The organism is Limnoraphis robusta CS-951 (assembly GCF_000972705.2).
Window position 1 is genome coordinate 1 of sequence record NZ_LATL02000262.1, and the last position, 14,057, is coordinate 14,057.

8 protein-coding genes are annotated in these 14,057 nt (G+C 42.6%); 3 read left to right on the plus strand and 5 right to left on the minus strand.

The window, feature by feature from the left end; translation table 11 throughout:
* Positions 1-186: 186 nt before the first annotated feature.
* Positions 187-2,082: a GDSL-type esterase/lipase family protein gene (locus WN50_RS35465; protein WP_053221577.1), complete on the minus strand. Its 1,896-nt coding sequence runs from the start codon at positions 2,080-2,082 to the stop codon at positions 187-189.
* Positions 2,083-2,432: 350 nt separating this feature from the next.
* Positions 2,433-2,756, minus strand: coding sequence for a 2Fe-2S iron-sulfur cluster-binding protein (locus WN50_RS22220; protein ID WP_046278852.1), 324 nt, complete (start codon positions 2,754-2,756; stop codon positions 2,433-2,435).
* Positions 2,757-3,215: 459 nt separating this feature from the next.
* On the opposite strand from WN50_RS22220, the gene WN50_RS22225 reads away from it, so the two are divergent.
* Positions 3,216-5,285, plus strand: a complete 2,070-nt coding sequence (locus WN50_RS22225; RefSeq protein ID WP_235441074.1) for a PAS domain-containing sensor histidine kinase — start codon at positions 3,216-3,218, stop codon at positions 5,283-5,285.
* Between the two features lie 119 nt (positions 5,286-5,404).
* Positions 5,405-6,178, plus strand: coding sequence for a YebC/PmpR family DNA-binding transcriptional regulator (locus WN50_RS22230; RefSeq protein ID WP_049560792.1), 774 nt, complete (start codon positions 5,405-5,407; stop codon positions 6,176-6,178).
* A 2-nt stretch (positions 6,179-6,180) separates the two neighbouring features.
* Here WN50_RS22230 and WN50_RS22235 read toward each other — a convergent pair whose 3' ends face one another.
* Both WN50_RS22235 and WN50_RS22240 read right to left on the minus strand, forming a co-directional pair.
* Positions 6,181-6,885 (minus strand): potassium channel family protein, encoded by a 705-nt coding sequence (locus WN50_RS22235; RefSeq protein WP_046281492.1) that lies wholly within the window; start codon positions 6,883-6,885, stop codon positions 6,181-6,183.
* A gap of 4 nt (positions 6,886-6,889) precedes the next feature.
* Positions 6,890-8,239, minus strand: coding sequence for a TrkH family potassium uptake protein (locus WN50_RS22240; RefSeq protein WP_046281493.1), 1,350 nt, complete (start codon positions 8,237-8,239; stop codon positions 6,890-6,892).
* Positions 8,240-8,428: 189 nt separating this feature from the next.
* On the opposite strand from WN50_RS22240, the gene WN50_RS22245 reads away from it, so the two are divergent.
* Positions 8,429-9,307 carry a methyltransferase domain-containing protein gene (locus WN50_RS22245; RefSeq protein WP_046281494.1) on the plus strand — a complete coding sequence of 293 codons (879 nt, stop codon included), beginning with the start codon at positions 8,429-8,431 and terminating at the stop codon, positions 9,305-9,307.
* Between the two features lie 447 nt (positions 9,308-9,754).
* On the opposite strand, the gene WN50_RS22255 is transcribed toward WN50_RS22245, so the two are convergent.
* Positions 9,755-13,951 (minus strand): WD40 repeat domain-containing protein, encoded by a 4,197-nt coding sequence (locus WN50_RS22255; protein ID WP_063847415.1) that lies wholly within the window; start codon positions 13,949-13,951, stop codon positions 9,755-9,757.
* Between the last annotated feature and the right edge of the window lie 106 nt (positions 13,952-14,057).

Sequence of the window (14,057 nt, forward strand, 5' to 3'; positions counted from 1 at the left end):
ATTAATTACTCCTCCTTCCAAATAAAAAACTTTTTTCCTTTTCCCTCTCCTTGTAGGAGAGGGCTAGGGAGAGGTAGGGAAGGGGGTTGGGGGGTTAGGTCATAAAATTTCTGGTTGAGAATGAAACAGCCCTGGTTTAATTAGGGGCGCTAACTTCAGCACCCCTAAAGGATTTTTATCTCAAAACTAAGCAATCAAAAACTGACTCGCACCTAACTGGGGTGCGCCAGTCAGTCTCACTAATTCAACCGCAGTTTGAGAACCCGCACCATCAACATCAAAACTCAACACTCCTGATAAGGTATTGTAGAGGAAATTAGCGTTCGTCCCCACCGGAGTCGGGGCGCCACTAGCAACCAAACTTCCCGTTGCAGAAGCCGTCGTACTCAAAGAAGTTCCCCCAACTAACCCCCCGCCAAAATTCGCCGCCGAGATGCCAATGGTATCGCCTTGAGTCGCATCAAAATCGGTAATAATATCAACTCCTGCATCTGGTGTCGCATAGGAAAATAAATCAGCACCACCGCCACCTGTGATCAGATCATTACCTCTGCCACCAACAATTACATTATTAGTAGAACTTCCAACAATTACATCATTAAAATCTGTTCCAGTCGCATTATTAACATCACTCAAGGGTTCAACGCTACCGAGACGCCCCAGCAGTGCATCAAACCAAAACTGAGCAATTTTTTCATAACCTTCTACTGTGGGGTGAACTCCACCATCGCCGGGAGGAGGGGTAATATCATCTTCCGTCACACGATTTGAACCACTAAACATATCCACAAACGTCACCGTTTTCCCTTGTTGGATATAATTATTCACAACCGTTGGAATCTGAGCATTGTAGGCTTCGATAGTGGGGATACGTTCAGGAAAACGACCATCTGTACGCATCGGAGGAATCGTTGAAACCAGTAGTTCACCCGTAAAACCATTTTGATTAAAAATTCGGTTAACCAACTTATCCAAATCAGTAATCATTTGATCGACAGGATTATCGGAATTATTTGTACCTGCGATTAATAAAATAACTTCAGGGTTCGTCGCAGGTATCCAGTTATCAACCCCAGTATTGGCAACATTTCTTTTACCCTCTGCCAGTTGACGGGCTGTAAATCCTGAATTTCCTTCGTGATTTTTATCTGGAAGGTTTTCACTACCGCTAGACTGGGAACCCACAAAATCGACGGATAAACCAAAATCAGTTAAGCGATTCCACAGTCCTAAACGATAACCTTCTTCAAGTTCTGCTGGTACACTGGTATTAACAATACCTCGGGTAATCGAGTCACCCAAGGGCAGAATTCGCACAGCCGAATCAAATTTGGGATCGTAGAGAAATTCTTGATCCAGTCGGATAATCACACTGCTATCGCGATCCGTATCATTCCCCCCATTTCCACCATTTCCAGCACTCCCCCCACTTCCCCCATTTCCACCCACAAAGTCAGTTAACGTAATCGCAGAGGGTACAATACCATCAATAACTGCTAGTTCTTCCCCTGCAAATCCAATAACAGTTTGATTGCTACCTCGAGGTTGAATTTGTAAGTCGTTGAAAGTGATTCCTGTCGGTAACTGCATCAAGTCGATGCCATCTTCAAAATCCTCGATAAAATCCGTATCAATTCCTCTACGGGGTAAGACAAATATATCAATACCTTCCCCAGCTGTGAGAACATCAATTCCTAAGCCACCATCAAGAACATCATTTCCAGAATCTCCAAATAAGATATCATTCCCCTCGCCTGCAAACAGGTTATCATCCCCTTTTCCTCCTCGCAGTAAATCGCCGCCTAAATTGCCAAACAAAAAGTCGTTATCCGCTTGTCCATCTAGAAGATCATTTCCTTGTCCACCAAACAGCGTATCACTTCCTCCTCCTCCTGAAAGTTGATCATCACCCTGATTACCATTAATCACTTCACCATCCGTTACTCCCAATAGCGTATCATTACCTCCAAGAGCCATCACTCCTAAAGGAAAGCCTGCGAGTTGTCCAGGTGTGAGCGCTATCAACTCATTAGAATCATCTCCGACTAAAGCACCTAATGCGCTGTTCGGTGTTAAGGCCATTGTTGTTTTCTCCGTCTGTCAATACTATATTTTGAAGTGTTCGTTGGAAATGTCCCTGAAATCTATAATTGATGTTTTTCCCTGATTAGAGTCTAACATTACTACCCTAGCAACTGTCACTATTTGACGAGCATTTCGGCTTGTTTGGCATCAGGGTTGATGAAAAATAGCTGCGTTGTATACTCGGATTCAGTAACCTTTATTCTCGGTTTATCTGGGATTTATTCTATCCTGTTTTCGCCGAAGTTATACATTGTTAAATCATCTTTTGAGTAAAATGAGGTACACCCGAGAAACGCGGTTTCTTGCTCGGGCAACAGTCCCTCAATTCGGTTGGATGAAATTGGCTTTTACGGTTGAAGATAAAGAGAAGATTGATATAAAACTTGCTCTTGATCAGTTTCTAATGTACAATCAGAGCGAGGATAAGCGACACAAGTAACGGTATATCCCGCCTCAACTTCCGCCGGACGCAAAAATGTTTGTTCACTTTGATCGACTTCACCTTCAATTAGCCTGGCTACACAAACCGAACAATTTCCCTGTTTACATCCCGATGGTAAACGAATACCAAGGTCTTCTGCAATATCAAGGATATATTCATCATCGGGTACGGCGATTATCTGATCAAGACCCTGGGCTGAATTTACTAACCGAACTTGATAAACGACCATAAAATTGTGTGAAGAATTTTCCTCTTGAAATTCTAGAAAAAAAAGAGCCACCTAAAAACCCCCAGCAGAGTTATCCCTGGGAACAAAAGTCTATCTATTCTATCCCAACTCAAGAGCGATCGCCTCATCGGGGTGAGATTGATCCGGAAAAAGGTTTTCGCTCGGGTGTTTGTTATATTTGTGACTAAATAGGTGAGGCGTGAATTGGATCAGACATACATTGTTACAGTTTTTAGCATTTTTTTTATTAAAAATTTCAACAAATACCGAAATATCTCTGGACTTATCAAAGTATTAAATTCTACAATAAAGGGTAACACCCCTCAAGTTTAGGGGGCCTCTGCCCGTGATAAACATTCCGAAAATACGATCAACTATCCTGTAATCGATCATGTATCCCTCAACTAATCCAGATTTTAACTTAAAACATCCTAAAATACAGACATGAGGCTTCAACCCATGACCCCGAAATACAAGACGAATTCCTCTATTCAACCCTCTTCCTCTGAACAAAGCAATTACTGTAAGTTCATAGAATATATGCCTACCGCCGTCGCCATGCTCGATCAGCAGATGCGATATATTGTTGTATCCAGACAATGGCAAACTGATTTTGGTCAAAAAAGTGTTAATTTAATCGGACAGTCTCACGATGAACTTTTCCCCAGCTTACCGGATATCTGGCACAAAAACGTTCAGCTTTGTTTGGCGGGAAGCCTCGAACAGTGGGAATTAGAATGTTTACTCACATTACCCGATCATCAGAGTCAGTGGGTGAAATTTAACGTTCAATCTTGGTTAACCGATCAGCAAACCATTGGAGGTTTGATTGTTCACGTCGAAAATATTAGCAAACACCAACAATTAGAACAAGATAGAAAACAAGCTCAACTCGCGATCGATCACGCAGGTGATGCTATTTATTATGTTACCTCAGAGGGGAACGTTTGTTATGCAAATTCAGCCGCTTGTCAGATGATGGGTTACTCGGAAGCTGAACTGTTACAACTCAAAATTCACGACATCGACCCCGATCTCTGTCCAGTCGTCTGGCAAGAACATTATCATCAAGTTAAGCAAAAAGGATATTTAAGATTTCAGTCTTGTCATCAGAAAAAAAATAAGCAAATTATACCCGTTGAAGTCAGTGAGAGTTATTTAGATCCTGACTCTACGGAGGAAAATATTCAACTTGAAGATATAGAATTACCGCTTATTTGTTGGTTAGTCCGGGATATTCGCACTCAGAAAGCCGCTCATTCAGCCATCACGGCTTCTCGCGATCAACTGGAAGCGGTGTTAAATGCAGTACCAGGATTAGTTTCTTGGATTGGTTCAGATTTGCGTTATTTAGGCGTTAATAAACATCTCGCTCAAGCCTATAATGTACCCGCCGAAGAATTTGTTGGTCGAGAAGTCGGATTTTTACAAACCAGCCCCGAATTTAATCAATTTGTTTATCAATTTTTTGAAAACCCAAAATGGGTTGATTCTCAAGAAATTACCGCCAATGTTCAAAGTTTACCGCGAACTTACTTGATTGTTGCTCAGAAGTATCAACGGGGAAAAGCTGCCGTTTTTGTCGGATTAGATATTACTCAACGTCAACAAATGGAAGCGGCTTTGCGTCAAAGTGAGGAACGAGAAGCTCGTCGTCGGGTAGAATTAGAAGAAGCATTAATCCAATTGCAGCGAACTCAATCTCAACTGATTCAAACCGAAAAAATGTTATCTTTGGGTCAGTTAGTTGCGGGAGTCGCCCATGAGGTGAATAATCCTGTTAACTTTATTTTTGGGAATCTGTCTCATGCTCAAAATTATCTGCAAGAAGTGATGAGTTTATTAGAACTTTATCAGCTTAATTATCCACAGCCCACGTCGGATATTGAAGCCACTTTAGAAGAGATTGATTTTAGTTTTATCAAGCAAGATTTACCGCAGTTATTAGAATCGATGAAATTAGGGGCTGAACGGATTAGAGATGTCGTGCGATCGCTACGTTTATTTACTCATGTTAATGAAACTCAAGTCAAGACTGTTGATTTGCATGAAGGACTCGACAGTGTTTTAATGATTTTACAAAATCGCCTACAAGCCAAAGGCGGACGTTCGAGTATTACACTGGTGAAAGACTATGGTGATTTACCCCGAGTTCAATGTTATGCGAGTCAGCTAAATCAAGTGTTTCTCTACTTGATTACCTTTGGTATTGAACGCATCGAAACGGCTTTACTCCAAAGACAGATGAGCGAGTCTCCGTTGATTAGAGTTAGGACTCAATACTTAGATGAAAACCAGGTTTCGATTTCAATTTCTGATAACAGTCCGGGTATGACCTTGGAAGAATGTCAGAAGGTATTTCAACCGTTATTGAAGGGAAAAAATAACCAAGAAACGAGCTTAGGTTTATCGATTGCTTATCATTTAGTTGTCGAGGAACATCGAGGCCAATTAGAATGTTTTTCTGATTTAGAACGGGGGACGGAATTTGTGATGAGAATCCCCTGTTTATTGGCTCAAAATGAGTGATTGTTCGGGTTGAGGGAGGATCAATTCACCTGCAAGTCAGCCAGAAGATTGCTAAAATCACTCAACAGGTTACAATATTGACGAGTTGAAGTCATCGATCGCTTTGTTGGTCTGAAGGTATGGCAGGACATAGTAAGTGGGCGAATATCAAACGCCAAAAAGCCCGAGTTGATGCGGTAAAGGGTAAAGTTTTTACAAAAGTCTCACGGGAAATCATTGTTGCGGCTCGTATGGGTGGCCCTGATCCGGCGGCCAACTTTCAACTGAGAACCGCTATCGAAAAGGCGAAAGCCGCAGGTATCCCCAACGATAACATTGATCGGGCGATCGCCAAAGGGACAGGAACCTTTGAAGCCGATTCACAATTGGAAGCGATTCGCTATGAAGGCTATGGTGTGGGAGGGGTGGCGATTTTAATCGAAGGACTCACCGACAACCGCAATCGTACCGCCGCAGATCTACGAACCGCTTTTAACAAAAATGGCGGAAATTTAGGAGAGACGGGGTGTGTCAGTTGGATGTTTGATCAAAAAGCAGTGGTCACACTCGCCGGGCCAATTGACGAAGAAAAACTGCTGGAAGCCTCAGTCGAGGGAGAAGCGGAGTCTTATGAGTTAACCCCCGTCGATGAGACAGAAGGGGCGGAGGTGTTTACTGAGACGAAGAATTTAGAATGGCTCAATCAAGTCATGCAACAAAAAGGGTTTAAAATTGTTCAAGCCGAACTGCGGTGGATTCCCAACAATACCATTGAAGTTAATGATCTTGATCAAGCGCGATCGCTAATGAAATTAATGGATGCTTTAGATGATCTTGATGATGTACAGAATGTGACTGCGAATTTCGAGATGTCTGAGGAATGCTATCAATTGCTTTATTCTGAGCAACTTTAAGCTTAGGTTTGATCAATTAAACGATTGATATCATCGTTTGAACCGAGTACCACAATAACAGTTTCTTTTTTCAAGCGTCGGTTGGGGAGGGGATTGACTTCTAGTTTATCTTTTTCATCCCGAATCACCAGTAACGTCAAACCATATTTACTCCGTAATTCTAACTCAGCGATGGTTTTGCCATCAAATTCTTTGGGAACAAGCATCTCTACAATACTGTAGTTGGAATCGAGTTCAAACTGATCTAAAATTCGCGGTTTAGTTAGGAGTCGAGCCAGTTGACATCCCATTTCGCGTTCCGGAAAAACAACATGATCCGCCCCAACTTTTTTGAGGATTTTCATGTGAGTTTCTGAAGAGGCTTTAGCGACAACACAACCCACGCCCGCTTCCTTTAGATTGAGGGTGGTTGTAATGCTTTCTGCTAAATAATTCCCAATTCCGACAATCACGGTATTAAACTCAAGAATTCCGGCTTCTTTCAACGCACTGGGTTCAGTCGAATCAAGTTGAATGGCGTGGGCGGCGATGCGATTACTTAAAGCTTGACTAACTCTTCTTTCATCACGATCAACGGCTAAAACTTCATAACCCGCACTATGAAGGGTTGAAGCAACAGCACGACCAAAACGACCCATTCCAATCACCGCAAATTGCTGTTTTTCAGTGCGGAAATTTCGTAAAAAGTTTAAAGATGATAAACTCATGGTTCTAACCTACTAAAAGATTTTCCTCGGGATATTCAACTGAAGTGGGTTTTGGATCTCCAACAATCGCCAGCATTAATAACAACACTCCCACTCTACCAATATACATTGTAGCAATCACAACCAATTGAGAAGGAAGGGATAGACTCCCGGTAATTCCTGTTGATAATCCCACCGTAGCAAATGCAGAAACAATTTCAAATAATATCTGCTCAAATTCCAAGCTGGATTGAAACAAACTCACTAAAAGGGTTGAGACAAAAACCACAATACTTGAACCCACTAAAACAGATACAGCTTTCAAAATCAAAGGTGCTGGAATTTTACGTTGATAACACAAGACTTCATCGCGACCTTGTAGCGTCGCCCTCGTACATCTCAGCAAGATTCTAGCCGTTGTTGTTTTGATCCCCCCTCCTGTACTTCCAGGACTCGCACCAATAAACATTAAAATATTGGTGACAAATAATCCGGCGGCCGTCATACTACCAATATCAATGGTGTTAAAACCTGCTGTGCGAGTCGTGACAGATTGAAACCAAGCCGTCATAATCTTTTGGGGGAAAGTTAGAGTTTCAAGTGTATCAACATTCTGAAATTCTACACTAAAAATCAAAACCGTTCCTACAATTAATAGAAACAAGTTGGTCGTGGTGACGATTTTAAAATGGAGTGAAAACTCCCGGTGACAACGATTACGAGATAAACGTTCTCGCATCCACAAATACAACTCGATAATCACCTGATAGCCTAATCCTCCAAAGATGATCAGACCTGTTAATGTTAGATTCAACAGGGGAGAAGTTACATATTGTATTAAGCTATCTGCAAACAGACTAAACCCCGCATTATTGAAGCCATTAACACTATGAAAAATAGACAGCCAGAGTCCTTGATTCAATCCATAGTCTGGGACAAAAACCATCAACAGCAATAAAACCCCCGTCAACTGAAATAAAATGGTTGTCGCAATAATCGATTGAACGAGAGAGACGACACCGCCTAGTCCACTTGTATCTAAGGTTTGTTGCAAAGCTAATTTATCTCTTAAACCAAACTTCCGCCCGATCAGTAGCAATAAAATTGTCGTGGCGGTCATATAACCTAAACCTCCGACTTCTACGAGAAGGAGCATAATAAACTGTCCCCAAAAGGAATAGTATTCTCCTACGTTGACAACAGACAAACCTGTAACACAAACGGCTGATGTTGCTGTAAATAAGGCGGTCACAACAGTAGCAATCGGATTTCTAAAAATGGCTTCATCACCATAGGAAAATGGCATTAACAGCAAAAGGGTTCCGGCTGTAATCACAGCCAAGAAGCCTAAGCAAATTGTTCTAGAGATAGTCATTTTTTCTCAATTTTAGAGTTTAGACTTGAGATTGATTCTCTCAAGGATTTCCGGATCTGAATCTGAAAACATTTTAAAGAAATTAGTATAATCCTGCCTCCAACTCAAGATGGTTTATGGCGACAAGAGTGGCAAGTCGCAACAGATCGGTTAATAATAGACTGTCAGTAAAATACAAACATCGCTGTGATGACCTCAACACTTTATCAACAGATTCAACAATTCTACGATGCTTCCTCGACTCTGTGGGAAGAGGTTTGGGGTGAACATATGCACCACGGCTACTATGGCCCGGAAGGCAACCTCAGCAAAGAGCGACGCCTTGCCCAAATTGATTTGATTGAGGAATTTCTGCGCTGGGGGATGGGTTTTTCAGAGCCATCGCAATTTTCCAAAATATTAGATGTTGGTTGTGGCATTGGGGGTAGCACTCTATATTTGGCGGAGAAGTTCCAAGCCGAAGCCGCAGGAATTACTCTTAGCCCCGTACAAGCCAATAGAGCCACTGAACGCGCCCAAAATGCCCAATTGGGTCAACAGGTTAATTTTCAAGTCGCCAATGCGTTAGAAATGCCCTTTGAGGATGATTCTTTTGATTTGCTTTGGTCACTCGAAAGCGGCGAACATATGCCGAATAAGCAACAATTTCTACGCGAATGTTACCGAGTTTTAAAGCCAGGGGGATTATTTTTGATGGCAACTTGGTGTCATCGTCCTGTTAGCCCGACTGCTCCCGAACTCACCGATGATGAACGCAAACATTTAGCAGAAATTTATCGGGTTTATGCCTTACCCTACGTTATTTCTTTACCTGAATATGAGGCGATGGCGGTTAAAGTTGGCTTTGATAATATTCACACAGCAGACTGGTCAAAAGCCGTTGCTCCTTTTTGGAATATTGTGATTGATTCTGCTTTTGATTTCAAATCAATTTTGGGTTTATTGTCATCGGGATGGACGACGATTCAAGCGGCTTTGTCTTTGGGATTAATGAGTCAAGGTTATGAACGAGGATTGATAAAATTTGGTTTATTACGAGGGATCAAACCTGAAAAAACCAACAATTAGATTCATAATTTTGCTCATTTTTATGATCGAAATTGGAGTCAGTCAGTCAGAGATTAAAATATCTGTCTAATATCCAAAGTCCTCTCAAGAGGACTAACAATTAACCTTTGAGTCGGTTTGAACCGACTTGAATTATTAGCCGGGGAATTTATTCCCAGGTGTTGAGGACTAACAATTAACGCTGAGTCGGTTTGAACCGACTTCTGTTATTAGCCAGGGAATTGATTCCCTGGTGTTGAGGACTAACAATTAACCTTTGAGTCGGTTTGAACCGACTTGAATTATTAGCCGGGGAATTTATTCCCTGGTAGCTAACAATTAATATTTGAGTCGGTTTGAACCGACTTGAATTATTAGGCGGGGAATTGATTCCCTGGTGATGAGGACTATTGAGATCCCCCCCTTCCCCCCTTAATAAGGGGGGTGGCGAAGCCGGGGGGATCAACCCTAACGCAACTCCTCCAACACCTCATCGGTAAACGGATTTTTACCCTTTTTCAGAGACTCTATCCACCCTTTTCGCTGTGCTTTTTCCTCCTTATTTCCCGCCAACTCAACGAACGTTTCAAAGTCCTCAACAGCCCCATCAACATCACCCGTTAACGCACGGGCTAAACCCCGACTATTATAAATCCATCCATTCTCAGGCGCGAGTTCAACGGCTTTTTCACAAGCAAACATAACTTTCTCCGCCTGTTTATTAACGCTACCTTCCCAACACAGTTTATTCCAATCTGAGGCTTGAATTTCTAAATCAGAATCAAATTCTTGAGCTTGATTAAAAGCTGAAATCGCTTCATCAAATTTATCATCTTCTACTAACGATGACTTTCCAATCCTCACTAAACTCGCTGCTGCCCAATCTAAACTATACTTGGGGTCAAGTTTAACAGCTTGTTGAAACTTAGAAACTGCTTCCTCAATATTACCCTGTGCGGCTTTATGTTCACCGTCCAAAAACAAAGCCGTTGCCGAAGGTTCAACTTCACCACAAATATTTCGTTCCTTTTCTTCGAGGTTGGGGTTATTCTTCAGGTAATCACTCATCCAACCGCAAGCGTGGGCGAGGAGGAGTTCATCTCGGTTAAAGTTCCACAGTTTCACCGTGTTGTCATGACTCGCTGAAGCAAGCAATTTACCATCGGGGCTGAATGCTACACCCCAGACATCATCCTCATGCCCTTTGAAAGTTGAAACTAGAGTGCCATCAACTTTCCACAATATTACCGTGTCGTCAACACTCGCGGTTGCGATCAATTTCCCGTCGGGGCTAAATGCAACATCTTTAACACTGCGCTTATGCTCCTCATCGAAAGTCTCCACCAAAGTGCCATCGGCTTTCCACAGTTTCACCTTATTAGCCGCCGAAGCGATCAATTTCCCGTCGGGGCTGAATGCCACACTGTTGACTCCACCCTCATGCTTTGTGAGCGTCGTAATTAGAGTGCCATCCGCTTTCCACAGTTTCACCGTGTTGTCAACACTCGCGGTTGCGAGCAAATCCTCTTTTGGGCTGAATGCTACATCCATGACATCACCCTCATGCTTTGTGAGCGTCGTAATTAAAGTGCCATCCGCTTTCCATAGTTTCACCGTGTCGTCAGCACTCGCGGTTGCGAGCAAATCCCCTTTGGGGCTGAATGAGACATTGATAACATAATCCTCATGCCCTCTGAGCGTCGTAATTAAAGTGCCATCGGGTTTCCACAGTTTTACTGTCTTATCCCGACTAGCCGTTGCGAGCAAATCCCCTTTTGGGCTGAACGTTACACCCCTGACCCAATCCTCATGCCCCTTTAAAGTCTTAACAAAAGTGCCATCTGATTTCCACAGTTTCACCGTGTTATCAGCACTGGCGGTTGCAAGCAAATCTTCTTTTGGACTGAATGCCACACTCAAGACATACTCTTTATGCTCTTTGAGCGTTTTAATAAAAGTGTCATCGGGTTTCCACAGTTTTACCGTCTTGTCAGAACTAGCGCTTGCAATCATATCCCCTTTGGGGCTGAATGCCACACCGATGACATTACTCTGATGCCCCTCCAAAGTCCTAATAAAAGTGCCATCAGTTTCCCACAGTTTCACCGTGTCGTCAGCACTCGCGGTTGCGAGCAAATCCCCTTTGGGGCTGAATGAGACATTGATAACATAATCCTCATGCCCTCTGAGCGTCGTAATTAAAGTGCCATCAGGTTTCCACAGTTTTACCGTTTTGTCATAACTAGCCGTTGCGAGCAAGTCCCCTTTTGGGCTGAACGTTACACCCCTGACCCAATTTTCATGCCCCTCCAAAGTCTTAACTAAAGTGCCATCGGGTTTCCACAATTTTACCGTTTTGTCAGCACTGGCGGTTGCAAGCAAATCTTCTTTTGGACTGAATGCCACACTCAAGACTTTTTCTTTATGCCCTTTGAGCGTTGTAATTAAAGTGCCATCGGGTTTCCACAATTTCACCGTCTTGTCATCACTGGCTGTTGCAATTAAATTCCCCAAAGGATGGAATGCTACACCCCTTACCCCATCTCCATGCCCTTTGAGCGTTGTAACTAGAGTGCCATCGGGTTTCCACAATTTCACCGTCTTATCTACACTAGCCGTTGCGAGCAAATCCCCTTTGGGGCTGAATGCTACACCTAAGACCCAATCCTCATGCCCCTCCAAAGTCTTAACAAAAGTGCCATCGGGTTTCCACAATTTCACTGTTTTGTCACCACTAGCCGTTGCTATCATTTCCCCTGTAGGACTGAATGCCACGCCGACGACATCTTTTTCGTGTCCGTCTAAGCTATTAATTTGTTTTTCTCCTGACCAGTTAACGATTTCTTCGAGGAGGTTGGTAGCCTGTATCTGTGCTATTGTTCCATTTGCTCGTTTTTCGTGTTTGATAACTTCTAACTGTACGTCTAAGTTTTCCTCTCCAGAAACTAAGCGAGTGTCTAACAAGTTTGTCTGTGCTTCTAGTTCCCCAATAAGCGCGTTGTTCCACTGCCATACTGCTACTGCTGGCACACCAGAAATTGCCACAAAACTTGCGGTCAAAAAGCAAATATTACGCTGACGTTTACGTTGTTTATATTTCTGACTTTTTTGAATAAATTCTCGTTCATCTGGAGACAGTTCATCGCCCCGTTTTTCAAGTTGTTCCTCTGCTTGGCTGAGTGCCGCCCCCCGCAATAATAGTCCGTTATCTCGGTTTTTTTCCTGCCAATAACCCATAGAAGCCCGCAGTCGTTCTTGCCAGGTTCTAAATTCTCGGTCTGTTGCCATCCATTCCTTCAGTTGACCCCAATTTTTAATTAACGCTTCGTGGACGACTTCGACGGTTTCTTGTTCTTTTATATTGTCCGGTTGCGGTTGGGAATGGTCTGTTATTTCACGGGTAATAACAGTCCGACTGGTGACAACTAACCGCGAATCTGCTAATTTTTTAACTAAATCCCAATTAGTTTCGTTCAGTTCCGCTTTTGTGGCAACTCGCCGAGTGTCTTCGGTTCCCACACCAGGACGAACTAACTGCACAAATATTCGCCGAACTTGTTCTTTTTCTTCCGGTTTGAGTTTACTAAATTTATCATCAGCGTAGCGAGTTAATGCGCCGTCAACTTCCCCAATTTCTTCGTAGGCTTTGTGAGTTAACTGTTTGCCGTTTCGTTTTTTCCAGAGTTCGGTGAGGGCAAATTCTAATAAGGGTAAATTTCCCGGTTGTTTATCCACATCATCGAGAATGCGTTCAACCAGTCCGCTTTCAAAACTCACGCCCAATTTTTTTGCGGGTTTTTCAATCACATCTTGGAGTTCATTTTCATTCATCGGCCCCAGCATAATATTACCTTTTTGCAAGACATCAGCTAAAGGTCGATAAGAAAGCGCATTGCCTAAAAAATCTGCCCGCATGGTGCCGACTAATACGGTTGATAAAGAAGATTGTTCGGCGAAAGATTTAAAAGTATTTAAGAGCGTATCGAGAAATTGACGTCGGATTTTTTCATCGTTACAAAGGGTGTAAAGTTCCTCAAATTGATCGGCTATCAGTAAAATTCTGTTATGGGGATGATTGCGTTGTATTGTTGAAAAAACATCCGATAAAGGAACCGTATTATCTTGAAAATATCCCGCTAATTTACGAGCTTGTGCAATGCCGTCTGTTTTATCAAGATCGGGTTCATAGAGCGGAACTAACGCTTGAGCGAGTGCGTGAAACGGGTCATTTCCCGGTCTAAAATGAGTAAATTGCCAATTTCCAGCTTGCACTAATTTCGGCACCAATCCCGCTAAAATTACCGAAGATTTCCCACTCCCAGACGCACCCAACACCGGAATAAAATTGCGGGTTTCGGTATATTGGTACAGTTCTTCGACAAAGACATCTCGCCCAAAGAAGTATTCTGAATTCTCGTAACTAAAATGATATAATCCTTGATAGGGACAGATTAAGTTATCCTCTGTGTTTTCCTCAGTGAGTGTTGTAACGGTTTGTTGTTGATAATAGTAGTTGTAGATAATAGTTCGAGATTGATTAATACTTGTGGTTCCCTCCGTTGTATTCACGAAGTTCACAAGCGGATCTTTATTGCCAGAAATTGTTACGTCTCCAGCACTCTGACTCTTATTTAAGAGCGGTTTATCGTTTGTTTCTTCACTCATAATTGACTCCATCACTATTTTATTAATCTAATTTACGTTAAACAATTTGTTGGGTTTAGATCCCCCCTAGCCCCCCTTAAAAAGGGGGTAACTAGATTTTTAATTC

Bases quoted from the DNA above. Each gene is read 5' to 3' on its own strand.
- WN50_RS22220 (WP_046278852.1), bottom strand. From the start codon at position 2,756: ATGGTCGTTTATCAAGTTCGGTTAGTAAATTCAGCCCAGGGTCTTGAT.
- WN50_RS22230 (WP_049560792.1), top strand. From the start codon at position 5,405: ATGGCAGGACATAGTAAGTGGGCGAATATCAAACGCCAAAAAGCCCGA.
- WN50_RS22255 (WP_063847415.1), bottom strand. From the start codon at position 13,951: ATGAGTGAAGAAACAAACGATAAACCGCTCTTAAATAAGAGTCAGAGT.
- WN50_RS22225 (WP_235441074.1), top strand. From the start codon at position 3,216: ATGACCCCGAAATACAAGACGAATTCCTCTATTCAACCCTCTTCCTCT.
- WN50_RS22240 (WP_046281493.1), bottom strand. From the start codon at position 8,239: ATGACTATCTCTAGAACAATTTGCTTAGGCTTCTTGGCTGTGATTACA.
- WN50_RS22245 (WP_046281494.1), top strand. From the start codon at position 8,429: ATGACCTCAACACTTTATCAACAGATTCAACAATTCTACGATGCTTCC.
- WN50_RS22235 (WP_046281492.1), bottom strand. From the start codon at position 6,885: ATGAGTTTATCATCTTTAAACTTTTTACGAAATTTCCGCACTGAAAAA.
- WN50_RS35465 (WP_053221577.1), bottom strand. From the start codon at position 2,082: ATGGCCTTAACACCGAACAGCGCATTAGGTGCTTTAGTCGGAGATGAT.